Origin of the sequence: Variovorax trehalosi (genome assembly GCF_051216415.1) — a bacterium.
In the GTDB taxonomy this organism is placed as follows: Bacteria; Pseudomonadota; Gammaproteobacteria; order Burkholderiales; family Burkholderiaceae_C; genus Variovorax.
Window position 1 is genome coordinate 634,000 of record NZ_JBPJZG010000002.1, and the last position, 21,296, is coordinate 655,295.

General features: G+C 66.5%; 19 protein-coding genes, 1 pseudogene and 1 riboswitch. Of the genes and pseudogenes, 5 read left to right on the forward strand and 15 right to left on the reverse strand.

Features of this window, described 5'->3' with window-relative positions; translation table 11 throughout:
- Positions 1 to 87: 87 nt before the first annotated feature.
- The gene (locus ACSFA7_RS10980; RefSeq protein WP_013544354.1) at positions 88 to 651 is read right to left on the reverse strand and encodes a TMEM165/GDT1 family protein; all 564 of its coding nucleotides are present in this window, start codon (positions 649 to 651) and stop codon (positions 88 to 90) included.
- 9 nt (positions 652 to 660) lie between these two features.
- Positions 661 to 848, reverse strand: a riboswitch (yybP-ykoY riboswitch).
- 261 nt (positions 849 to 1,109) lie between these two features.
- On the opposite strand from ACSFA7_RS10980, the gene ACSFA7_RS10985 reads away from it, so the two are divergent.
- Positions 1,110 to 1,664, forward strand: a complete 555-nt coding sequence (locus ACSFA7_RS10985) for an RNA recognition motif domain-containing protein (protein WP_435499376.1) — start codon at positions 1,110 to 1,112, stop codon at positions 1,662 to 1,664.
- 80 nt (positions 1,665 to 1,744) lie between these two features.
- On the opposite strand, the gene ACSFA7_RS10990 is transcribed toward ACSFA7_RS10985, so the two are convergent.
- From ACSFA7_RS10990 to ACSFA7_RS11005, 4 genes are read right to left on the reverse strand one after another with little or no spacing between them, the layout of a single operon-like run.
- Positions 1,745 to 2,533, reverse strand: coding sequence for an SDR family oxidoreductase (locus tag ACSFA7_RS10990; RefSeq protein WP_435499377.1), 789 nt, complete (start codon positions 2,531 to 2,533; stop codon positions 1,745 to 1,747).
- A 19-nt stretch (positions 2,534 to 2,552) separates the two neighbouring features.
- Positions 2,553 to 3,206, reverse strand: a complete 654-nt coding sequence (gene lptC, locus ACSFA7_RS10995) for an LPS export ABC transporter periplasmic protein LptC (RefSeq protein WP_435499378.1) — start codon at positions 3,204 to 3,206, stop codon at positions 2,553 to 2,555.
- Entirely contained in the window at positions 3,203 to 3,751 is a 549-nt protein-coding gene (locus tag ACSFA7_RS11000) for a KdsC family phosphatase (RefSeq protein WP_206176357.1), read from the reverse strand. Before ACSFA7_RS11000 ends, lptC begins: the two co-directional genes overlap by 4 nt.
- On the reverse strand, positions 3,751 to 4,752 hold the full coding sequence (locus ACSFA7_RS11005; protein WP_435499379.1) for a KpsF/GutQ family sugar-phosphate isomerase: 1,002 nt from the start codon (positions 4,750 to 4,752) through the stop codon (positions 3,751 to 3,753). Before ACSFA7_RS11005 ends, ACSFA7_RS11000 begins: the two co-directional genes overlap by 1 nt.
- A gap of 86 nt (positions 4,753 to 4,838) precedes the next feature.
- On the opposite strand from ACSFA7_RS11005, the gene ACSFA7_RS11010 reads away from it, so the two are divergent.
- Complete coding sequence (locus ACSFA7_RS11010; protein ID WP_435499380.1) at positions 4,839 to 6,824, forward strand: monovalent cation:proton antiporter family protein; 1,986 nt, start codon at positions 4,839 to 4,841, stop codon at positions 6,822 to 6,824.
- Between the two features lie 108 nt (positions 6,825 to 6,932).
- Here the strand turns inward: ACSFA7_RS11010 and ACSFA7_RS11015 are convergent, their stop codons facing one another.
- The 8 genes and pseudogenes from ACSFA7_RS11015 to rpmH form a co-directional block, all read right to left on the reverse strand.
- On the reverse strand, positions 6,933 to 7,598 hold the full coding sequence (locus ACSFA7_RS11015; RefSeq protein WP_435499570.1) for a zinc ribbon domain-containing protein: 666 nt from the start codon (positions 7,596 to 7,598) through the stop codon (positions 6,933 to 6,935).
- Positions 7,599 to 7,799: 201 nt separating this feature from the next.
- Positions 7,800 to 7,871, reverse strand: a pseudogene (locus ACSFA7_RS11020) (zinc-ribbon domain-containing protein); the annotation flags it as partial.
- A gap of 92 nt (positions 7,872 to 7,963) precedes the next feature.
- The gene (locus ACSFA7_RS11025; protein ID WP_206176361.1) at positions 7,964 to 8,425 is read right to left on the reverse strand and encodes a Crp/Fnr family transcriptional regulator; all 462 of its coding nucleotides are present in this window, start codon (positions 8,423 to 8,425) and stop codon (positions 7,964 to 7,966) included.
- A gap of 101 nt (positions 8,426 to 8,526) precedes the next feature.
- Positions 8,527 to 9,939: a tRNA uridine-5-carboxymethylaminomethyl(34) synthesis GTPase MnmE gene (gene mnmE / locus ACSFA7_RS11030; RefSeq protein WP_435499381.1), complete on the reverse strand. Its 1,413-nt coding sequence runs from the start codon at positions 9,937 to 9,939 to the stop codon at positions 8,527 to 8,529.
- 77 nt (positions 9,940 to 10,016) lie between these two features.
- Positions 10,017 to 11,708 carry a membrane protein insertase YidC gene (gene yidC / locus ACSFA7_RS11035; protein WP_435499382.1) on the reverse strand — a complete coding sequence of 564 codons (1,692 nt, stop codon included), beginning with the start codon at positions 11,706 to 11,708 and terminating at the stop codon, positions 10,017 to 10,019.
- The gene (gene yidD, locus ACSFA7_RS11040; protein ID WP_013544365.1) at positions 11,705 to 11,992 is read right to left on the reverse strand and encodes a membrane protein insertion efficiency factor YidD; all 288 of its coding nucleotides are present in this window, start codon (positions 11,990 to 11,992) and stop codon (positions 11,705 to 11,707) included. Before yidD ends, yidC begins: the two co-directional genes overlap by 4 nt.
- Complete coding sequence (locus tag ACSFA7_RS11045) at positions 11,989 to 12,399, reverse strand: ribonuclease P protein component (RefSeq protein ID WP_435499383.1); 411 nt, start codon at positions 12,397 to 12,399, stop codon at positions 11,989 to 11,991. The genes yidD and ACSFA7_RS11045 overlap by 4 nt, the downstream gene beginning before the upstream one ends.
- A gap of 86 nt (positions 12,400 to 12,485) precedes the next feature.
- Positions 12,486 to 12,620, reverse strand: coding sequence for a 50S ribosomal protein L34 (rpmH, locus tag ACSFA7_RS11050; RefSeq protein WP_007834827.1), 135 nt, complete (start codon positions 12,618 to 12,620; stop codon positions 12,486 to 12,488).
- A gap of 300 nt (positions 12,621 to 12,920) precedes the next feature.
- Between rpmH and dnaA the strand changes: the two genes are divergently transcribed.
- From dnaA to gyrB, 3 genes are all read left to right on the forward strand, one after another.
- Complete coding sequence (dnaA, locus tag ACSFA7_RS11055; RefSeq protein ID WP_042577248.1) at positions 12,921 to 14,300, forward strand: chromosomal replication initiator protein DnaA; 1,380 nt, start codon at positions 12,921 to 12,923, stop codon at positions 14,298 to 14,300.
- An 88-nt stretch (positions 14,301 to 14,388) separates the two neighbouring features.
- On the forward strand, positions 14,389 to 15,495 hold the full coding sequence (gene dnaN / locus ACSFA7_RS11060) for a DNA polymerase III subunit beta (RefSeq protein WP_206176367.1): 1,107 nt from the start codon (positions 14,389 to 14,391) through the stop codon (positions 15,493 to 15,495).
- A 135-nt stretch (positions 15,496 to 15,630) separates the two neighbouring features.
- Complete coding sequence (gene gyrB, locus ACSFA7_RS11065) at positions 15,631 to 18,252, forward strand: DNA topoisomerase (ATP-hydrolyzing) subunit B (protein WP_435499384.1); 2,622 nt, start codon at positions 15,631 to 15,633, stop codon at positions 18,250 to 18,252.
- Positions 18,253 to 18,298: 46 nt separating this feature from the next.
- Here the strand turns inward: gyrB and ACSFA7_RS11070 are convergent, their stop codons facing one another.
- Both ACSFA7_RS11070 and ACSFA7_RS11075 read right to left on the reverse strand, forming a co-directional pair.
- Positions 18,299 to 18,856 (reverse strand): DsbC family protein, encoded by a 558-nt coding sequence (locus ACSFA7_RS11070; protein ID WP_435499385.1) that lies wholly within the window; start codon positions 18,854 to 18,856, stop codon positions 18,299 to 18,301.
- A 44-nt stretch (positions 18,857 to 18,900) separates the two neighbouring features.
- Positions 18,901 to 21,174 carry an aminotransferase class V-fold PLP-dependent enzyme gene (locus tag ACSFA7_RS11075; RefSeq protein WP_435499386.1) on the reverse strand — a complete coding sequence of 758 codons (2,274 nt, stop codon included), beginning with the start codon at positions 21,172 to 21,174 and terminating at the stop codon, positions 18,901 to 18,903.
- Between the last annotated feature and the right edge of the window lie 122 nt (positions 21,175 to 21,296).

Sequence of the window (21,296 nt, forward strand, 5' to 3'; positions counted from 1 at the left end):
GGTCCGACTGCCGTCTTTAGCTGAATTTATAAAGCGCCCGCAAGCTGTAGCAAATCGGCGCGACGGGCAGTATATCGCCCCCTCGAATTACCAGCCGACGATCATCACGATGCCCAGCACCAGGAAGATCGCCGCCGAGATGCCGTGCACGAGCTTGATCGGCACGCGCCGCACGATCTTCTCGCCCAGCCACACCACCGGCGCATTGGCCAGCATCATCCCGAGCGTGGTGCCGGTGACGACCCAGAAGTAGTCCTGCGTGAAGCGGGCGGCGAGCATGACGGTGGCGATCTGGGTCTTGTCGCCCATCTCGGCCAGGAAGAACGCGATGAGCGTGGTGCCGAAGACGCCGAAATGCGAGGCGCCGGGGGCGTCGTCATCGTCGAGCTTGTCGGGAATCAACATCCAGACAGCCATCGCGATGAAGGAGCCGCCAAGAATCCAGCGCAGCACCTCGGGGCCGAGCCAGCGCGTGATGTAGTTGCCGACGGCACCCGCCAGGGCATGGTTGACGATGGTGGCGGCGAAGATGCCGAGGACGATGGGCCAGGGTTTCCTGAAACGGGCCGCCAGGAGAAGGGCCAGGAGTTGGGTCTTGTCGCCCATTTCCGCGAGCGCGACGACGCCCGTTGCTACGAGAAAAGCTTCCATGATGAACGTGGGGTTCCTTGGGCCGAAGGACGCAATTGACCGTGCAACACCTTCGGCCATATTCCCGAAGTTGCACGGTCAAAGGTCTCGCCAGGTGTGTTCACTGCACGCGCCATGTCCTGTGTGGGGCAGGACAAGTCTGTTGACGCGGGCCCTTCTCGAAAAACGGAAGGCGGCTACTCCCCAATGACGGGGCGAATTCTAGCTGTAACGCCAATCACCTCATTCCGATTCGGTAAGCGTGCGCTAGCTTTCCAAGGTTTTGACAAGTGCTACTCCAAGTAGCAAATTCCTGCTTGCTTTTTTGATATTTCACCCATAATGCACGAGCCTCCCTCTTCATTTTGGTCGGGGGGTAGTTCGGTGATCGGTCAGTTTCGCGCGACTCGACGGCTCTCGTTTGAGTGATGCTTTCGGGACTCCATCGCTTTTCTTGATGTGTTTATAGGAGTCCCTTGATGGGCAACAAACTGTACGTCGGCAACCTGCCTTATTCGGTGCGCGACGGTGATCTCGAACAGGCATTCGGGCAGTTCGGCGCAGTGACCAGCGCCAAGGTCATGATGGAACGCGACACCGGTCGCTCGAAAGGCTTCGGCTTCGTCGAGATGGGCAGTGACGCCGAAGCGCAAGCTGCCATCAACGGCATGAACGGCCAGCCCCTGGGCGGCCGCAGCGTCGTCGTCAACGAAGCGCGTCCGATGGAAGCACGTCCCCCGCGCAGCGGTGGTGGCGGCTACGGCGGCGGCGGTGGTGGTTATGGCGGCGGTGGTGGCGGAGGCTACGGCGGCGGTGGTGGTGGCGGCTACGGTGGTGGCGGCGATCGCAGCGGTGGCGGCGGTGGCCGTTCCGGTGGTGGCGGCTACGGCGGCGGTGGTCGCTCCGGTGGCGGCGGCGGTGGTGGCGATGGCGGTTTCCGCAGCCCCTACGGCGCAGGTCCCCGTGGCGGTGGCGGCGGTGGTCGCTCCGGCGGTGGCGGCGGCTACGGCGGCGGTGGCAACAGCGGCTACTGAGCGCTCGCACACAAAACAAAAGGCTCCTTCGGAGCCTTTTTCATTGGGCGCTCGCCAGGCCGAGCCGGCCGGCAGGACGCTCAGCTTTCGCCGCTGCGCTTCTTGCGCTCACGGCCCTGCACGACGCGGTCGAGCAGGGCGTTCGGCAACATGCGCATGATCTTGGCGATCACGCCCATCTGCCAGGGGATCACGCGGTAGCTGGTGCCGGCCTCGATGGCGCGCAGCGCCTGGTCGGCGAAGTCCTCGGCCTTCATGAGAAAGGGCATGCCGTAGCGGTTGCCCTGCGTGAGCGGCGTGTCGATATACCCTGGGCAGAGCGTGACGACCTCGACGCCGCTCTTGTACAGCTCGCCGCGCAGGCTCTCGCAATAGGCGACCACCCCGGCCTTGCTGGCGCAATAGGCCCCATGCCCTGGCAGCCCGCGGATGGCCGCAACGCTCGCGATGCCGACCAGCCGCCCACTGCCGCGTTGCCGCATCGCCGCGACGAACGGATGAAAGGTGGCCATCAGGCCCACGTTGTTGGTGGCGAAGGTGCGCGCCATCACGTCGATGTCCTCGCGCTCCGTCGTGTCGATGCCGACGCTGATGCCGGCGTTGGCGATCACCACGTCGGGCAGGCCCTGGCGTTCGATGCAGGCGGTACCGGCGGCCACGATGCTGTCGGTCTGCGCCACATCGGCGCTGTAGATCTGGTAGCGGCTCGCGTCCAGTTGACGCCCCGTTGCCCAGGCTTCGATCTCTCCAGTGCGCCGGGCAACCAGCGCCAGGCGATAGCCCGCGTCGTAGAAACTTGCCGCCAGCGCCTGGCCGATGCCGCTCGATGCGCCGGTGATGAAGACCAGCGGGGCCGACGGTGTGTTCATGCGGGAGGGTTTTTCTTCTTCAGCGCGGCTTGCCGCCCGGGGTGGCCGCCGACGGCACCAGCAACCCGCGCACCCGGCCGGTCAGGTTGGCCACGCCGCTCAGGTTGTCGTAGTCGAGGTTGTCGGCGGTGAACTGGTCGGTGCCGCGGATCAGCGTGACCGGCTGGTTCGACGTCACCCGCTCGGTGTCGAGGAAGGCATGCAGGAATTCGCCACGGAACTCCAGGCGCGGCGTCGGCTTGCCGTTCGCACCCACCGAAGGATCGCGAATGACGACCGCGTTGCCGAACAGCTGGATCTCGCTGCCGTCCGAATTCGAGATCCCTCGCTTGGCCGTGGAACGGGTCGTATAGCCCTGCGGCGAGACGGAACGCATGTTCACGTCATCGACCTCGACGGTGTCGGTGTCCGGGTAGTGCCGGCCTTCCTTGCCGTGCAGTTCGCTGCGCAGGTCGCCGTTGGGCAGGAAGTTCTTGATCACGAAATCGCGCATGAAGTAGTCGGGCTCGTGCGTGGGCGCTGCCTTGACGGTGGGCTCCAGCAGCTTGGGCGCGTTACGCACCAGCCAGTAGGTGCCGAGCGCCACGGCCGCCGTCAGGATGATCGGCAGATAGATCGTCGCGCGGTCGAGCACGTCGCGCACCCGGCCCCATGCGCTTTTCAGGTTGTTCATGGGTTCGGGCCTCGCGCGGCGTCGAGCAGGTGCCGGTACTGGCCGCAGGCCGTGAGCAGCAGGTCGCAGAATTCGCGTGCCGCGCCTTCGCCGCCGCGCGCCTGGGTGACGTAGCGCGCAATGCCACGCACTTCGATGTGCGCATTGGCCGGCGCCGCCGCAAAGCCGACACGGGTGAGCACGGGCAGGTCGGGCCAGTCGTCGCCGATGGCTGCGGCCTGCGCCCAGGTGAAGCCGAGTTGCTCGAGCATGGCTTCGGCCGCAGGCAACTTGTCCTCGGTGCCGTAGCGCACGTGTTCGATGCCGAGTGCCTCGAGCCGCACGCGCAGCGGCTTGGAATCGCGCCCCGTGATCACGGCCGGCACGATGCCCGCCAGCTTCAGCAGCTTCAGGCCGTAGCCGTCCAGGATGCTGAATCGCTTGAGCGTTTCGCCGTGTTCGGTGAAGTAGACGCCGCCGTCGGTCAGCACGCCGTCGATGTCGAAGAAGACGATGCGGACATCCTGCGCGGCGAGCAATGTTTCGGCCTGGAACGCGAGCGGCATCAGATGACTTTCGCGCGCATCAGGTCGTTGATGCTCAGCGCGCCGATCAGGAGGCCCGCCGTGTCGACCACCAGCACGCTGGTGATGCGGTGGTTTTCCATCAGCTCGGCCGCCTCGACGGCCAGCGCGTCAGCGCGCAGCGTGCGGGGGCCGCGGTGCATGACGTCGGCGGCCGTGAGGGCGCGCAGGTCGGCGCCGGTCTCGACCTTGCGGCGCAGGTCGCCGTCGGTGAAGATGCCGATCGCGCGGCCCTCGGCATCGACCACGGCGGTGGCACCGAGCCCCTTGGAACTCATCTCGCGCATCAGTTCGCTCAGCGATGCGCCGGGCGCGACGCGCGGCACCTCGGTGCCCGAGCGCATGACATCGCTCACATGCGTGAGCAGCTTGCGCCCCAGCGCGCCACCGGGGTGTGAGCGCGCGAAGTCTTCGGAGCCGAAACCGCGCGCATCGAGCAGCGCCACCGCCAGCGCATCGCCCATCGCCATCTGGGCGGTGGTGCTCGCGGTGGGGGCGAGGTTCAGGGGACACGCTTCCTTGGAGACGCCCGCGTCGAGCACGATGTCGGCATGGCGCCCGAGCGTCGAATCGGCGCGGCCGGTGATGGCGATCAGCGGCACGCCCTGGCGCTTGACCACGGGCAGGATCACCGTGAGTTCCTGGACCTCGCCGCTGTTGGAGATGGCCAGCACCAGGTCGACCGCCTTGATCATTCCCAGGTCGCCATGGCTGGCCTCGGCTGGGTGCACAAACATCGCCGGCGTGCCTGTGGAGGCGAGGGTGGCGGCGATCTTGCGGCCGACGTGGCCGCTCTTGCCCATGCCCATCACGACCACGCGGCCACGCACCTCGAGGATCTTGCGCACGGCGTCGACGAAGCTGGGACCGACGCGGGTCTTCAGACCGAGGACGGCTTCGGCTTCGATGTCGAAGGTCAGGCGTGCCCGAGCGAGGATGGCTTCGGGGTCGACCACGGGGGCCGGGGCGGGGCGGGAACTCATTGCCGGATTTTACGGGCCACCCAAGGCCGAAGACGGGTTGTCCCGGGGAAGCCCGGGGCACGGACATTGCTCTAGCATCCGCACCCATGTCTTCCTTCGATCTCACGCTGTTGTACCTGCTGGCCGCGGTGATCGGCGTGGTGGTCTGCCGGTCGCTCAAGCTGCCGCCGATGCTGGGCTATCTCTCGGCGGGCGTGCTGATCGGGCCGCATGCGCTGGCATTGGCGCAGAACTCCGAGGGCATCCGGCACCTGGGCGAGTTCGGCGTGGTGTTCCTGATGTTCGTGATCGGGCTCGAATTCAGCCTGCCCAAGCTGCGGGCGATGCGCAAGCATGTGTTCGGGCTCGGCCTCCTGCAGGTGCTGCTCACGATGGCCATCGCCACGGCCGGCGCGCTCATCATCGCCACGCAGCTGCCGCCGGCCTGGCGCCTGGGCTGGCAGACGGCGCTGGCGCTCTCGGGCGCGCTCACCATGAGCAGCACCGCCATCGTGGTCAAGCTGATGGCCGAGCGGCTCGAACTCGAGAGCGAGCACGGCAAGCGCGTGATGGGCGTGCTGCTGTTCCAGGACTTGGCCGTGGTGCCGCTGCTGGTGCTGATCCCCGCGCTCGGCGCGCCGCCCGAGGCGCTGGCCAAGGCGCTCGGCCTCGCGCTGGTGAAGGCGACGGTGCTGATCGGCCTGCTGCTCTACGGCGGCCCGCGCGTGATGCGCTGGTGGCTCACGCTTGTCGCCCGGCGGCGCAGCGAGGAACTCTTCATCCTGAACGTGTTGCTGATCACGCTGGGGCTCGCATGGCTCACGGAGCTGGCCGGCCTGAGCCTCGCGCTGGGCGCATTCATCGCCGGCATGCTGGTCTCGGAGACCGAATACAAGCACCAGGTCGAGACCGACATCCGCCCGTTCCACGATGTGCTGCTGGGGCTGTTCTTCATCACGGTGGGCATGTCGCTCGACTGGCACATCGTGGTCGACCGCTGGCTGCTGGTGGCCGTGCTGCTGCTGGTGCCGCTCTTCTTCAAGCTGGCGCTGGTGACGGTGCTGGCGCGGGTGCTGGGCGCGACCTCGGGCGTGTCGCTGCGCACCGGTCTTTATCTTGCGCAGGCCGGCGAGTTCGGCTTCGTGCTGCTGACGCTCGCGCAGGAACGCAGCCTGCTGCCGCCCTGGCTCGCGAACCCGGTGCTGGCCTCGATGGTGCTCTCGATGCTCGCGACGCCGTTCATCATCATGTACAGCAACGCCATCGTGCGAAAGCTGGTGGCCAGCGACTGGATGCAGCAGTCGCTGCAGATGACGAGCATCGCGCGCAAGACCATCAACACCGCCAAGCACGTGATCATCTGCGGCTATGGCCGCTGCGGCCAGAACCTGGCGCGCATCCTGGAGCGCGAGGGCATTCCGTACATGGCGCTCGACCTCGACCCCGACCGTGTGCGCCAGGCCGCCGCCGCCGGCGACTCGGTGGTGTTCGGCGACGCAGCGCGGCTGCAGGCGCTGATGGCCGCGGGCCTCGCGCGCGCCAGCGCGGTGGTCGTGACGTACCTCGATGTGCCGGGCGCGATGAAGGTGCTGGCCAACACCCGCGCCCATGCGGCCCATGTGCCGGTGATCGTGCGCACGCAGGACGACCACGACCTCGAGAAGCTGCAGGCCGCCGGCGCGACCGAGGTCGTGCCCGAGGCCATCGAAGGATCGCTGATGCTCGCGAGCCATGCGCTGGCGCTGGTCGGCGTGCCGATGCGGCGCGTGATCCGCGTGGTGCAGGACCAGCGCGACGCGCGCTACAACCTGCTGCGCGGCTACTTCCACGGCGCCGACGACGACAACGCCGACGAGATCGACCACGAGCGGCTCAACAGCTTCACCCTGACGCCCGGCGCGCGCGCCATCGGCCACACCCTGGAGCAACTGGCGCTGGACACGCTGGGCGTGCGCGTCGCCACCCTGCGCCGCCAGGACGGCCAGGCCCGCGTGCCCACCGGCGAGACCGTGCTGACGGATGGCGACACGCTGGTGCTCTCAGGCAAACCCACCGCCCTGGCCATCGCCATCGACCGCCTTCAAAAGGGCTAAGGGGCCCTTCGGGAAATACCGCGGAACCGGCTTTGCCGGGCCGCAGGTATTGCCCCCGGTGGGGGTAGGCACAGCGGACACGAAGTGCCGCGCAGCCTGGGGGCGAGCTCAGTTAATCAGGGCGGGGTTGCGCTTTTCTTCGTCGATGCGCTGCTGGCGCCGCACCGCTTCGCACTGCGCATGGGCCTTGAACTCGGACTTCAGGCACTGCGTCGCCATGCACTGGGCCTTGGCGATGAAGTTGCGGTCGCCGCACAGGGCCTGCGGGTCGGCGGGAGCGGCCGGGGCAGCGGGCGGCGATGCCGTTGCGACGGCGGGTGCCGGGGCCTCGGGCGCCGCGGGCTGCGGCGTGGCCGTCGCCTGCTTGCGCGGCGGCTTGGCTGCAGGCTTGGGCGTCGCCACCGGCGCAGCGGGGGCGGCCTCTGCCGCGGGCGCCTCGACGGCCGGCGTCTCCGGTGGTACGGCAGATTCGGCGGGCGGCGGCTCGGCGACTGGCGGTGCGGCAACAGCAGGCGCGGGGGCGGGCACAGCGACGGGCGGAGGCGGAGCCTCGGCCTGCTCGGCGGCCTTGCGCGTGCCATAGCCGTACCAGCCAGCGACGACCATCACCACAGCGACCGCCAGCAGGCCCAGCCAGAGAACGAGGCCCCGCCGACGCAGCGGCGGTTCGGGGGGCTCGGGCGGCCGGGGCACCTTGACCCGCGAGCGCTTCCGCTCGGACCGTTCGCTGCTGGAGGACGACGACGCGGTCGACTGGCCGGGTGCCAGGATCACGGTTCGCTCATCCCCCGGCGCAGCAGCAGGCGCCCTGCCGAAAAAGCTTCGCGAGGACGGCGCAGGCTCAGGGAGATCGAACAGCGGAGCCGGGATCGTCGGCGCGCGCAGCTGGGCCGGCGCGGTGGTGGCCCATTCGCGGTCGGCCTGGCTGTCCGGGCTGGGAGGGGGAGGAATCCGGCTCGCCGTGGCGGACAGCGTTGTGCCGCAGCTCTTGCAGAAATTCGCGCTCTCACGGTTTTCCGTGCTGCAGACCGGACAGATCGAGGCCATGGCTTACTTACTGACTACTCTCGGGATCGAAAACAAGAACTTGCTGCGGGTGCGGCCTGCGGACCTGGGCTTGGCTGGGCGCCGAAGACGCCTCAGGTCACCGCCACGCGCTTGGAGCGGTGCGCCATGCGCTTGGCGATCACGGCGCCGAGCGCCATCGCGATCTCCAGTGCCATGTTGGGCTGGCGGTTCGACATTTCCGCAAAGCGGATCGCAGTGAGGCGCCAGACGCGTCCCGCGCCGGTGACGACCACGTTGGCCGCATGCGGCTGGCGCGAGAAGAAAGCGCCTTCGCCCACCACAGAGCCCGGCGTGAGCACGGCCAGGCGCATCTGTTCCTTGCTGCTGACGCGGTGCACGCTGATGGCGCCGCTTTCCACGAAGAACACCGAGCGGTCGGGCGTGTTCTGCTCGATCAGCACGTCGCCGACGCCGGTGTCGATGGGCTGCAGGTAACCTGCCACCGTGTCCCATTGCTGGATGGTGAACGTCAACGCAAACGCGTCGGTGCTCGTGTTTTCCGCGATGGCGCGGCTCAGGTTCTGGATGGACATTTTTTCTTCGGCCCCCGCATGTGAGTCGAAGTATCCGCGAAGGCCACGAGTTTGGGCTACAAGTGTTTACGTTTCGCCCGGCGACGCGTCGCCATGTGTCGCTATTTCCCGATACAGAAGCGCGAAAAGATGACACCCAGCAGGTCATCCGAGCCGAACTCCCCGGTGATCTCGTTGAGCGCGTTCTGCGCCAGGCGCAGCTCTTCGGCCAGCAGGTCGAGCAATTGGGCCTGTGCCGCGAGGTGGCTTGCGGCCAGCGCGAGGTGCGTCTCGACCCGGCCGAGTGCCTGCACGTGGCGCGCCCGCGCAAGGTAGACGCCTTCGGGCACGGACTGCCAGCCGGCCATCGCCAGCAATTGATCGCGCAGGGCCTCGATGCCAACGCCGGTCTTTGCGGACAGCGCGATGCCCCGGGTGGGAGCGGCGGCAGTCGGCGCGGCGTCCTGCTTGTTCCAGACATCGAGCACCGGCACGCTCGCAGGCAGTTTGCCCTGGAGCCCGCGCAGGATCTCCGCATCGGCGGCGGCGTAGTCCGGCTGGTCGGCGCGCGTCAGGTCGTGCAGGAACAGCACGGCATCGGCGCTCTCGATCTGCCCCCAGGCGCGCGCCACGCCGATCTGCTCGACCTCGTCGCTGCTTTCGCGCAGGCCGGCCGTGTCGGCCACGTGCAGCGGCACGCCGTGGATCTGGATCGTCTGCGAGACAACATCGCGCGTGGTACCCGCCACGGCGCTCACGATGGCCAGCTCCGCGCCGGCCAGGGCGTTGAGCAACGAGCTTTTGCCCGCGTTCGGCTGGCCTGCGATGACGACCTTGATGCCTTCGCGCAGCAGGGCGCCTTGCTTGGCACGCTGCTGTACCGCGGCGAGTTGCGACTGCAGCTTCGTGAGTTGCCCGGCCGCATCGGCTTTCTGCAGGAAGTCGATCTCCTCTTCCGGGAAATCGAGCGTCGCCTCCACCAGCATCCGCAGGTGGATCAGCGCATCGCGCAGTGTGTGGATTTCGCGCGAGAACGCGCCCGACAGCGAGCGCCCGGCACTGCGCGCGGCCGCCTCGGTGCTGGCGTCGATCAGGTCGGCGATGGCCTCGGCCTGGGCCAGATCGATCTTGCCGTTGAGGAAGGCGCGCTGGCTGAATTCGCCGGGCTCCGCCACGCGCAGGCCGGGAAGACGCGGGCGCCCAGTGACCGGGTCGGCTTCGGCCGCCGCTTCGAGGCAGCGCGCCAGCAGCAACTGCAGCACGACCGTGCCGCCATGCGCCTGCAACTCGAGCACGTCTTCGCCGGTGAAGGAGTTCGGCGAAGGAAAGTGGATCGCCAGGCCGTGATCCACTGGCTCGCCGTCGGCGTCCCGGAACGGCAGGTACGTCGCCTCGCGCGGCTTGAGCGCGCGCCCGCAGACCGCATCGATCAACGGCGCCAGCCGGGCGCCGGACACCCGCACGATGCCCACCGCCCCGCGCCCCGAGGCGGTGGCGATGGCGACGATGGGATCGGAGGTGCGGGCGAAGGTCATGGCAAGAGCGCGATTCTTTCAGCAAAAAGGCAAAGGGCCGCGGATGCGGCCCTTTGCGGTAGTGGAACCCGTGCGGCTTACTTGCCCAGCACGCCCAGCCGCTTGTTGATGAACCACTGCTGCGCGATCGACAGCACGTTGTTCGTGATCCAGTACAGCACCAGGCCGGCCGGGAAGAAAATGAACATCACGCTGAACGCGAGCGGCATGATCCACATCAGCTTGGCCTGCATCGGATCGGGCGGCGTCGGGTTGAGCCAGGTCTGGAACAGCGAGGTGGCCGTCATCACGACCGGCAGGATGTACCAGGGGTCCGGCGCCGAGAGGTCGGTGATCCAGCCGATCCACGGCGCGTGGCGCATTTCGACCGACGACAGCAGCACCCAGTAGAGCGCGATGAACACCGGGATCTGGATCACGATCGGGAAGCAGCCGCCCATCGGATTGACCTTCTCGGTCTTGTAGATCCGCATCATTTCCTGCTGCATCTCTTGCGGCTTGTCTTTGAGCCGCTCGCGCATTTCCATGATCTTGGGATTGATGGCCTTCATCTTGGCCATGCTGGCGTAGGCCTTGGCGTTGAGCCAGTAGAAGGCCGCCTTCAGCAGCACCACCAGCGCCACGATCGCCCAGCCCCAGTTGCCCAGGAAGCCGTGCAGCTGGATCAGCAGCCAGTAGAGCGGCTTGGAGATGATCGCGAAGATGCCGTAGTCCTTCACCAGGTCCAGGCCCGGGGCGAGGGCTTCGAGCTTCTTTTCTTCCTGGGGACCGGCGAACAGCACGCTGCTCACGACCTGCGTGGCGCCCGGGGCGATCTTCGGCAGCGTGGCCACCATGGCCACGGTGAAGAGGTTGTCGCCCAGGTCTTTCACGCGGAATTCGCGGCGCAGCTGCTCGCTGGCGGGGTCGCCCTTGAGCAGCCAGGCCGACGCGAAGTAGTGCTGCACCATCGCGATCCAGCCGTCGTTGGCGGGCGGCGGCGGTTCGATCTTGCCCTTGGCGATGTCCTTGAAGTCGAGCTTGTGGAACTTCTTCTCGTTGGTGTACGCGGCCGGACCGGTGAAGGTGTTGGTGCCGAACATCGTGCTGCTGGCCACCGTGCCGTGGCGCAGCAGCTGCATGTAGAGCTGCGCGTCGCGCGGCTGGTCGCTCACGTTGGCGATCTCGTGGCGCACGCCGATGGTGTAGTCGCCGCGGTGGAACACGTAGGTCTTGGTGTACTTCAGGCCGCCGACGGGGGCGCTTTCGAAGCTCACTTCCAGCGTGTTCTGGCCGTCGGCCATTTCGCGCGGGCCGGCCTTCGCCGTCATTGGCGTCAGGTGGTTGGGGAAGCGGTCACCCGAGTCGACCTGGTTCAGGAGGCCGGTCTGCGCCACGTAGCGCGTGGCTGGCGAGCCGTTTTCGAACAGCACGACGCGCTTGGTGCGATCTTCCTCGTCGTACTTCTGCAGCTCCAGGTGATTGACCGTGCCGCCTTCGCTGTCGATCGTGGCCTTGAAGAGATCGGTGGTCACGGTGACCTGCTCGCGGGGCGCGGCCGCCGCAGCCTGCGTGGGCACGGCGCCCGCGTTGCCGGTGGTGCCGGACGCGGTTGGTACACCGTTGTTGGCCGCGGGCGTGGTGCCGGCCGGGGCGGTGGCCACGGCAGCCGGCTTGCTGGACGGCAGGAAGGTCGGCTTGTTGCCGTTGAAGACCTGCCATTGGTCCCACAGCAACACCAGCGAGAACCCAAAAATCACCCACAGGATCGTGCGGCGGATATCGTTCATGACGAAGACTTCTTGTCGGAGGAGAGAAGAGACGAAAACAGCGAGCCTGACTTGTCAGTGCGACACGGTGATTTCGGTGGAACCGGATCGTGGCCGCCCTGGCACCAGGGCTGGCAGCGCGCGATGCGGTGCAGGGTGAGGTAGCTGCCCTTGAGCGCACCGTGCACTTCCAGCGCCTCGATCGAATACACCGAACAGGTCGGCGTGAAGCGGCACGACTGGCCGAGCCAGGGGCTCAGCAGCAGGCGGTAGCCCTTCACGAGGCCGATCAGCAGGCGTTTCATGAGGAGGAGGCGGAAGAAGAAGGCGCCGGCGAGCGCGCGGCACGCGCCAGCAGCTGCTGAAGTTCGGCGCGCACGGCGCCCTTGAGCTTGTCCGAGGAGGCGCTCACGAATTCCTTGCGGTCGAAACCTGCCCGCAGCCGCACCACGTGCGCAGCACGAGGCAAGCCGACGTCGGGCGCGGCGCTCACGGTATAGATTTGGCGCTTGATGGCGTTGCGCGTGACCGCGCGGCGCGCCCAGCGCTTGGGCACCATGGCGCCCAGCCAGACATCGTCGGACGCGAACAGCGGCGCTGCGCTCGATGCGAGATCGAGCGCACAGCGGTGCAATGCGAAATGAGCAGTGCGCGCCACGGTGGCACCTGCGAGGACGGCCTGGAATTGCGCGCGGGTCTTGAGCCGCTGCATGGAAACCGAGCCGGACACGCCGTGTGCGCTAGCTGAGGGAGCTGGCGCTGGCGGGTCGGCTGCTGGCAACGGCAGGTGGGTTGCCGTCAGACGGCCAGGCGCTTGCGGCCCTTGGCGCGGCGTGCGTTGATGACGGCACGGCCGCCGCGGGTCTTCATGCGGACCAGAAAGCCGTGGGTACGGGCGCGGCGGACTTTGGATGCTTGGTATGTGCGTTTCATGATGGTTCCTGATTCCCTGATTTCCGCATGCGAAAAGCAGAGCGGGCGCTGGGGAGCGTGTTTCGGATGGCCCCCGAAAGACGCAATGAGGTTTTCAGGGAAACCCGCAATTATCGCAAACATTCCGTCCGGGAACAATCTTCGACTGGATTTGCGGGCCTTTCGCGGCCGTTTCGCGGCCGTCCACAGCGTGTGGATAAGGTTTTGACAAGTTAGAATGCCCGGCGCCTTCCAGCAGAGAATATCCACAATACCTATACCAAGAAATGCCCGAGGGATTCACCACTTTTCAAAGCGCCCATGTCGACTGACGGCATCGGCGAAAGCCTCTGGCAGGCCTGCGTCGACCAGCTCGCGCAGGAGTTGTCCGAGCAGCAGTTCAACACCTGGATCAAGCCCCTGACAGCACAGGTCGCCGACGACCTCTCGCGCATGACGGTGTTCGTCGCCAACCGCTTCAAGCTCGACTGGATCCGTGCCCAGTACGCCGGCAAGATCGCCGCCATGGCCGAGAAGATGTACGGCCAGCCGGTGGCCGTCGAGTTAGCGCTTGCTCCTCGTGAAGCGCCCGTGCGCTCTGCGCCCGTGGCCGTGATGACCGAGACCGATGTGCCGCGCGACGTCGCCGGTCCGGGCGAAGAGCCAGCGGCTGCCGGCTTCAAGAACCGCCTCAATTCAGGCCTCACTTTCGACACCCTCGTCGAGGGCACGGCCAACCGCATGGCACGCGCCGCCGCGATGCACGTGGCTGGCATGCCGGGCCACCTGTACAACCCGCTTTTCATCTACGGCGGTGTCGGCCTGGGCAAGACCCACCTGATGCACGCTGTGGGTAACCGGCTGCTGGCCGACCGGCCCGATTCCAAAGTTCTCTACATCCACGCCGAGCAATTCGTGTCGGATGTGGTCAAAGCCTATCAGCGCAAGACTTTCGATGAGTTCAAGGAGCGGTATCACTCGCTCGATCTGTTGCTGATCGACGATGTGCAGTTCTTCGCCAACAAGGACCGGACGCAGGAAGAATTCTTCAATGCGTTCGAGGCCCTGCTCGCCAAGAAGTCGCACATCGTGATGACCAGCGACACCTATCCCAAGGGCCTGGCCGACATCCACGAGCGGCTGGTTTCGCGCTTCGACTCGGGCCTGACGGTGGCGATCGAGCCGCCGGAGCTCGAGATGCGCGTGGCCATTCTTATCAACAAGGCACGCGCCGAATCGGCCGAAATGCCGGAAGAAGTGGCCTTCTTCGTCGCCAAGAACGTGCGCTCCAACGTGCGGGAGCTCGAAGGGGCGCTGCGCAAGATCCTGGCTTACTCGCGCTTCAACCAGAAGGAGATCTCGATCGCCCTGGCGCGCGAGGCGCTGCGCGACCTGCTGTCGATCCAGAATCGCCAGATCTCGGTCGAGAATATCCAGAAGACGGTGGCGGACTACTACAAGATCAAGGTCGCCGACATGTACAGCAAGAAACGCCCGGCCAGCATTGCGCGGCCGCGGCAGATCGCGATGTACCTGGCCAAGGAGCTCACCCAGAAGAGCCTGCCGGAAATCGGCGAGCTGTTCGGCGGGCGCGATCACACGACGGTGCTGCACGCGGTGCGCAAGATCTCGGGCGAGCGCCAGCAGCTCACCGAGCTCAACCAGCAGCTGCACGTCCTCGAACAGACGCTCAAGGGCTGAAGCCGGATGTCATCCGAAATGCCCCTCGCGACAGCGGAGAATGGCGTCTTACAAGCTGATTCAAAGAGATAGAGAAGAGGAAGAAGACATGATCGTTTTGAAGGCAACCCAAGACAAGGTTCTTGCTGCGCTGCAGTCGGTGGCGGGCATCGTGGAGCGGCGTCACACCCTGCCGATCCTGGCGAACGTGCTGATCCGCAAGACCGGCGGGCAGCTCCAGCTGACCACCAGCGACCTCGAGATCCAGATCCGCACCACGGCCGAGCTCGGCGGCGACGAAGGCAACTTCACCACCACCATCGGCGCGCGCAAGCTCATCGACATCCTGCGCACCATGCCGGCCGACCAGACCGTGAGCCTCGAGTCGAGCGCGAGCAAGCTGGTGCTCAAGGGCGGCAAGAGCCGCTTCACGCTGCAGTCGCTGCCCGCCGAAGACTTTCCGCTGGTGCAGGAAGCTGCCAACTTCGGCCCCGTGTTCAGCGTGCCGCAAAAGACGCTGAAGGACCTGCTCTCGCAGGTCTCGTTCGCGATGGCCGTGCATGACATCCGCTACTACCTGAACGGCATCCTGTTCGTTGCCGAAGGCAAGCAGCTGAGCCTGGTGGCCACCGACGGCCACCGCCTCGCGTTCTCCTCGGCCACGCTCGACGTGGAAGTGCCGCGCCAGGAAGTGATCCTGCCGCGCAAGACCGTGCTCGAGATGCAGCGCCTGCTGTCCGACGCCGAAGGCGCGATCGAGATGCAGTTCGCGAACAACCAGGCCAAGTTCAGCTTCGGCGGCATGGAGTTCGTCACCAAGCTGGTCGAGGGCAAGTTCCCCGACTACAACCGCGTGATTCCGAAGAACCACAAGAACACCGTCACGCTCGGCCGCGCGCCGCTGCTGGCCAGCCTGCAGCGCACCGCCATCCTGACCAGCGAGAAGTTCAAGGGCGTGCGCCTGAACATCGAGCCGGGCACCTTGCGCATCGCATCGAACAACGCCGAGCAGGAAGAAGCCCAGGACGAACTCGACATCGACTACGGCGGCGACGCCATCGAAATCGGCTTCAACGTCACCTACCTGATCGACGCGCTGTCGAACATGGACCAGGACATGGTCAAGCTCGACCTGGCCGACTCCAACAGTTCAGCGCTACTGACCATCCCCGAGAACGCATCCTTCAAATACGTCGTGATGCCGATGCGTATCTAGCAAACAGACAACAAAGCGCCTTGCGCAGACAACCCGCGGCCCTCCGCGGGTTTGCGCTTTCAAGAGGCGGCGAATCGAGATCTTGAGAGCCCGAAAAATCACGTCAATGCCGTGAGAGAGATAGAGGAATATCGAATGAGTGCAGAAGAAAACAAGCCCGAAGTCCCGCACACCGAGCCGGTCTACACGCCTGAAGTCCAGATCGTCGCGCCCGAGGTTATCCTGGCCGACACCAGCTACGGCGAAGGCGCGATCACGATCCTGGAAGGGCTTGAAGCCGTGCGCAAGCGCCCTGGCATGTACATCGGCGACACCTCCGACGGCACGGGCCTGCACCACCTGGTGTTCGAAGTCGTGGACAACTCCATCGACGAAGCGCTCGCGGGCCATTGCGACGACATCGTCGTGACCATCCACAGCGACAACTCCATCTCCGTGACCGACAACGGCCGCGGCATCCCGACCGGCGTGAAGATGGACGACAAGCACGAGCCCAAGCGCTCGGCCGCCGAAATCGCGCTCACCGAGCTGCACGCCGGCGGCAAGTTCAACCAGAACAGCTACAAGGTCTCGGGCGGCCTGCACGGCGTGGGCGTGTCCTGCGTGAACGCGCTGAGCGTGAAGCTGCGCCTGATCGTGCGCCGCGAAGGCAAGATCCACGAACTCGAATTCAGCCGCGGCTTCGTGCAGAACCGCCTGCTCGAGACCGTGAACGGCTTCGAGGTCTCACCCATGAAGATCATCGGCGACACCGACAAGCGCGGCACCGAAGTGCACTTCCTGCCCGACACGGAAATCTTCAAGGAAAACAACGATTTCCACTACGAGATCCTCTCCAAGCGCCTGCGCGAGCTGAGCTTCCTGAACAACGGCGTGCGCATCCGCCTCCTGGACGAGCGCACCGGCAAGGAAGACGACTTCTCGGGCGCCGGCGGCGTGCGCGGCTTTGTCGAGTTCATCAACAAGGGCAAGACCGTCCTGCACCCGAACTCGTTCTATGCAGCGGGCGAGAAGCCGGCCGACACCTACGGCGGCATCCCCGGCACGCACATCGGCGTGGAAGTGGCCATGCAGTGGAACAGCGGCTACAACGAGCAGGTCCTCTGCTTCACCAACAACATCCCCCAACGTGACGGCGGTACCCACCTGACGGGCCTGCGCGCCGCGATGACCCGCGTCATCAACAAGTACATCGAAGAGAACGAGTTCGCCAAGAAGGCGAAGGTCGAAGTCACCGGCGACGACATGCGCGAAGGCCTGTGCTGCGTGCTGAGCGTGAAGGTGCCCGAGCCCAAGTTCTCCAGCCAGACCAAGGACAAGCTGGTGTCCAGCGAAGTGCGGGCGCCAGTGGAAGACATCGTCGGCCGCCTGCTCACCGACTACCTGCAGGAGCGCCCGAACGACGCCAAGATCATCTGCGGCAAGATCGTGGAGGCCGCCCGTGCCCGCGAAGCGGCCCGCAAGGCCCGCGAGATGACGCGCCGCAAGGGCGTGCTCGACGGCATGGGCCTGCCCGGCAAGCTGGCCGACTGCCAGGAGAAAGATCCCGCCCTGTGCGAGGTCTACCTGGTGGAGGGCGACTCCGCCGGCGGCTCCGCCAAGCAGGGCCGCGACCGGAAGTTCCAGGCCATCCTGCCGCTGCGCGGCAAGATCCTGAACGTGGAGAAAGCGCGCTACGAGAAGCTGCTCACCAGCAACGAAATCCTGACGATGATCACCGCGCTGGGCACCGGCATCGGCCGCGCGGGCGCCACGACCTCGGGCGGCGGCGCGGACGACTTCAACGTCGCCAAGCTGCGCTACCACCGCATCATCATCATGACCGACGCCGACGTGGACGGCGCCCACATCCGCACGCTGCTGCTCACGTTCTTCTACCGGCAGATGCCCGAGCTGGTCGAGCGCGGCCACATCTACATCGCGCAGCCGCCGCTCTACAAGGTGAAGGTCGGCAAGGAAGAGCAGTACCTGAAGGACGGCCCCGCGCTCGATGCCTTCCTGCTCAAGGTGGCGCTGAAGGACGCGCGCATCGAGACCGGTGGCGCGAGCTCCACCACGCTCACCGGCGACACCCTGGCCGAGCTGGCGCGCAAGCACCAGGTGGCCGAGGCCGTGATTGCGCGCCTGCGCAACTTCATGGATGCCGAGGCCCTGCGCGCCATCGCCGACGGCGTGGCGCTCGACCTGGACACCACGCCCGCCGCCGAGGCTTCGGCCGTGGCGCTGCAGGCCAAGCTGCGCGAGCTCAACACGACCGGCGTGCCGGCCGAGGTGAGCAACGAGTTCGATGCCCGCACCGACAAGCCGCTCCTGCGCATCAGCCGCCGCCACCACGGCAACATTAAGAGCAGCGTGATCACGCAGGACTTCGTGCACGGCGCCGACTACGCGGCACTGGCCGAAGCCGCCAACACCTTCCGCGGCTTGCTGAGCACCGAAGGCGCGCTGGTCAAGCGCGGCGAAGGCGAACGCGCCAAGGAAGAAAAGGTCGACGATTTCCGCCAGGCCATGAAGTGGCTGATCAGCGAAGCCGAACGCGCCACCTCGCGCCAGCGCTACAAGGGCCTGGGCGAGATGAACCCCGAGCAGCTGTGGGAAACCACCATGGACCCGACCGTGCGCCGCCTCTTGCGCGTGCAGATCGACGACGCGATCGAAGCGGATCGCGTGTTCACGATGCTGATGGGCGACGAGGTGGAGCCGCGGCGCGAGTTCATCGAGCAGAACGCGCTGCGGGCGGCGAATATCGACGTTTGACGGCTTGACGCTGGTTCGCCAAGCGCGGTGCCACGGTGTGGCGCCGTCACTTGGCCGAAGCGGCGAGCAGCCTCGCTATCCATTGGGCGGGAATCGCACCAGGGACCCTGGTGCCGTCATTGAAGATCAGCATCGGCGTCCCTTCGGCCTTGTATCGGCGGCCGAGCTCCATGCCGCGCTGCAAGCCGCCCGTATCGCAACTGTCCGGTGCGTTGGCGGGTGCGACGCCGGCTTCGACCCAGTAGATCCAGGCCCTCTGTTTTTCCTTGCTGCACCAGATGCTGCGTGACTTGCCCTGCGAGTCCGCGCCGAGCACGGGGTAGAGGAACACGTAGACCGTGACGTCGCCGATGGCCTTGAGGTCCTTGTCGACTCGCTTGCAATGGCCGCAGTTCGGATCTGAAAAAACCGCCAGCCTGCGTTTGCCGCTGCCGTGCACGATCTTGATCGCGTCGCCCAGAGGCAGCTTGTCGAAGTCGAAGCGCTCGATTTTTTCGAAACGCCCTTCAGGAGAGCTGTCGTTGGCACCAGCATGGCAAGCGCTCGCCAATGCGAGCGCGCCCAGCGAGCCAAGAACGAGGAGAGGGCGGCGTGAGAGCTTCATGGGCGATAGATAGATAGATAGATCAACGTGATTACAGGCAGGCGTCATGCCATTTCGGCGCACGGCTTCGCGACAGCATCCGAAGCCGGCCCGGGCCACAGCGCGAGACCGCCTGCCAGGCTCCATGCCTGCGCATGGCCAAGACGACGCAGCGCCTTGGCCGCCTGCGAACTGCGATTGCCGCTTCGGCAATAGAACAACACCGGAGTTCCGGCCGGCAGCGACAGCCAGCCAGGCAGCGCATTGAGCAGACCCGACAGCGGCACGGCCTCGCAGCGCACATGCGCACCGAACGCCGGCGCATCGCCCAGGCGCTGCTCGTAGGGTTCGCGCACGTCCACCAGCACGAGGTCGCGATGCGACTGCAGCAACTGCCGCACTTCCGCGGCATCCATTTCGCTGCGGCTGCAGCCAACGTCGCCATCGATCCGTGCTCCGCATGCCAGGGTCTGGTACTCGGTCAGCGCGAGGTCCTTCTCGAGTTCGGCCTTCGCGGCGGCGAACTGCTGGGCGTCGATGTGTCCATGCAGCACCTGCGCCAGCAGCGGCTGGACGGCGCATTCGCCAGCCATGGTGCTGGCGAAGCGGTTGTCGTAGTCATGCCCTGGAAGCAGCAGCGTGCCGGTCCCCACGGTCTGCGCCAGCGTCTTCAGCGAAGGGCCGAACGCCAGCGGCGCGCTTTGGGCGAAGTCGCTGCGCCCGAGGGCGCCGGGCATCACGGTGTCGCCGACGAAGGCCAGGCGCAGGTTCGTCTGCGCATCGCGCAGCAGGTAGGCGGTGGAGTCCGCCGTGTGTCCCGGGACGGCCAGCCGGGTCAGCGTCTGCGCGCCGAGGTGCAGCGCGTCGACACCCAGAGGCCAGCCGAGTGCATCGACGTCGCCCGACGCAAGAAGCCGTGCGGGCAGGGCCGCGCGCAGTTCGGGGCCCGATGAGGCGTGGTCGCCGTGGCTGTGCGTATCGAGCACCGCAACCAGTGTGCAGGCCTGGCAGTGAAGCAGCTGCGCGATGCGATCGGTCAGCTCCGGCAGCGGGTCGATGACCACGCAGCGCCGGGTCGCTGCATCGGCCAGCAGGTAGCAGCACGCACCGTCCACCACAAGGCGCGTCAGGCCGTCGAGTGCGTCGCCCGGCTGGGCTTGTCCGGGTGCGGTGGCCGTATTCATGCAACTGGCGCGCAACGACGCACCGCAGACGCCGATGCGCGCGCAGGCTTCGTCGATGAACGCCGCATCGCTGGCAGGGCCGAACGACAGGCGCACGGCCGAGGTCGTTTGCCACGCCGGCAATCCCATGGCCTCCAGCACATAGCTCGGCAGCGCCTTGGACGCGCCGCAGGCCGAGCCCCCGCTCACGCGCACGTCGGCAGCGTCGAACAGATCCAGCAGGAGCTTCGAATTCAGGCCCGGCACCGAGAAGTTGAGCGTCGTGGGCAGGCACAGCGCGGGCGGCGCGTTGAACACCACGCCGGGGAAGGCATCCTGCAGCGCCGAGGCGATGCGATCGCGGTAGGCCGCGAGCGTGTCGCGATCCCGGAAGGTCCGCCCCTCTTCGAGCGCCGCCAGCACCGCACCGAGCGCGGCGATGCCCGACATGTTCTCGGTGCCCGAGCGCAACGCGCCTTCCTGGCCACCGCCGGCCATCAGCGGCGTGAACGGCGCGCCGTCGCGCACATACAGCAGGCCGATGCCCTTGGGCGCGTAGAGCTTGTGTCCGGAGAAGGGCGCGTAGTCGATGCGATGCGTGCCCAGCCGCAGCGGCAGCTTGCCCAACGCCTGCACGCTGTCGACCATCCAGAGGGCGGGGCTTGCGGTCAGCACCTCGGCAATGCCGTCGAGGTCGCTGATGACGCCGGTTTCGTTGTTGGCGGCCATGGTGCAGACCAAGCCGGCGCGGCCCGCATGGGCGCGCAGCCACGCCAGGTCGTGACGGCCGTCGCGTCCGACCGGAATGGGCAGCACCTGCAAGTCCAGGCCCAGCAGCGCGTTCCAGTGCCGAATCGCCTCCGGCACCGCCTTGTGTTCGGTTGCACCGTAGAGCAGACAGTCGACGTCCTTGCGCCCGCGCAAGGCGGTCAGCGCCGAGAGCACGGCCGTCTGGATGCCTTCAGTCGCCCCGCTGACAAAGAGCAACTGCCCCGTGGGCGCGCCGAGCACGCGGCGGGCTCGGGCTCGCACCGCGTCCATCAGGGCCCGTGCCTTCAGGCCCGTGTTGTGGACGCTGCTGGGGTTGCCGAATTCGCTGGCCATCGCCGCAAGTGCTGCGGCGCGCGCTTCGGGCAACACCGGCGTCGTGGCATTGGTGTCGAGATAGATGTCCATTCGGGGATTCGCAGTCGGATGAGACGGGCGGCAACAGCGCCGCCCACCCGAAGGAGTCTGACGATCCAGACCTGAAAGCCGGTTGCCTTTTGGGCGGCCAATTCCAATAGGATTGGAATCAA

Coding starts and splice junctions, on each gene's coding strand:
- lptC (WP_435499378.1), bottom strand. CDS start 3,206: ATGAACAACCTGAAAAGCGCATGGGGCCGGGTGCGCGACGTGCTCGAC.
- ACSFA7_RS10980 (WP_013544354.1), bottom strand. CDS start 651: ATGGAAGCTTTTCTCGTAGCAACGGGCGTCGTCGCGCTCGCGGAAATG.
- ACSFA7_RS11075 (WP_435499386.1), bottom strand. CDS start 21,174: ATGGACATCTATCTCGACACCAATGCCACGACGCCGGTGTTGCCCGAA.
- yidD (WP_013544365.1), bottom strand. CDS start 11,992: ATGAAACGCCTGCTGATCGGCCTCGTGAAGGGCTACCGCCTGCTGCTG.
- ACSFA7_RS10985 (WP_435499376.1), top strand. CDS start 1,110: ATGGGCAACAAACTGTACGTCGGCAACCTGCCTTATTCGGTGCGCGAC.
- dnaA (WP_042577248.1), top strand. CDS start 12,921: ATGTCGACTGACGGCATCGGCGAAAGCCTCTGGCAGGCCTGCGTCGAC.
- ACSFA7_RS11005 (WP_435499379.1), bottom strand. CDS start 4,752: ATGAGTTCCCGCCCCGCCCCGGCCCCCGTGGTCGACCCCGAAGCCATC.
- rpmH (WP_007834827.1), bottom strand. CDS start 12,620: ATGAAACGCACATACCAAGCATCCAAAGTCCGCCGCGCCCGTACCCAC.
- mnmE (WP_435499381.1), bottom strand. CDS start 9,939: ATGACCTTCGCCCGCACCTCCGATCCCATCGTCGCCATCGCCACCGCC.
- ACSFA7_RS11070 (WP_435499385.1), bottom strand. CDS start 18,856: ATGAAGCTCTCACGCCGCCCTCTCCTCGTTCTTGGCTCGCTGGGCGCG.
- ACSFA7_RS11000 (WP_206176357.1), bottom strand. CDS start 3,751: ATGCCGCTCGCGTTCCAGGCCGAAACATTGCTCGCCGCGCAGGATGTC.
- ACSFA7_RS11045 (WP_435499383.1), bottom strand. CDS start 12,399: ATGCAGCGGCTCAAGACCCGCGCGCAATTCCAGGCCGTCCTCGCAGGT.
- gyrB (WP_435499384.1), top strand. CDS start 15,631: ATGAGTGCAGAAGAAAACAAGCCCGAAGTCCCGCACACCGAGCCGGTC.
- ACSFA7_RS10990 (WP_435499377.1), bottom strand. CDS start 2,533: ATGAACACACCGTCGGCCCCGCTGGTCTTCATCACCGGCGCATCGAGC.
- yidC (WP_435499382.1), bottom strand. CDS start 11,708: ATGAACGATATCCGCCGCACGATCCTGTGGGTGATTTTTGGGTTCTCG.
- ACSFA7_RS11025 (WP_206176361.1), bottom strand. CDS start 8,425: ATGTCCATCCAGAACCTGAGCCGCGCCATCGCGGAAAACACGAGCACC.
- ACSFA7_RS11010 (WP_435499380.1), top strand. CDS start 4,839: ATGTCTTCCTTCGATCTCACGCTGTTGTACCTGCTGGCCGCGGTGATC.
- dnaN (WP_206176367.1), top strand. CDS start 14,389: ATGATCGTTTTGAAGGCAACCCAAGACAAGGTTCTTGCTGCGCTGCAG.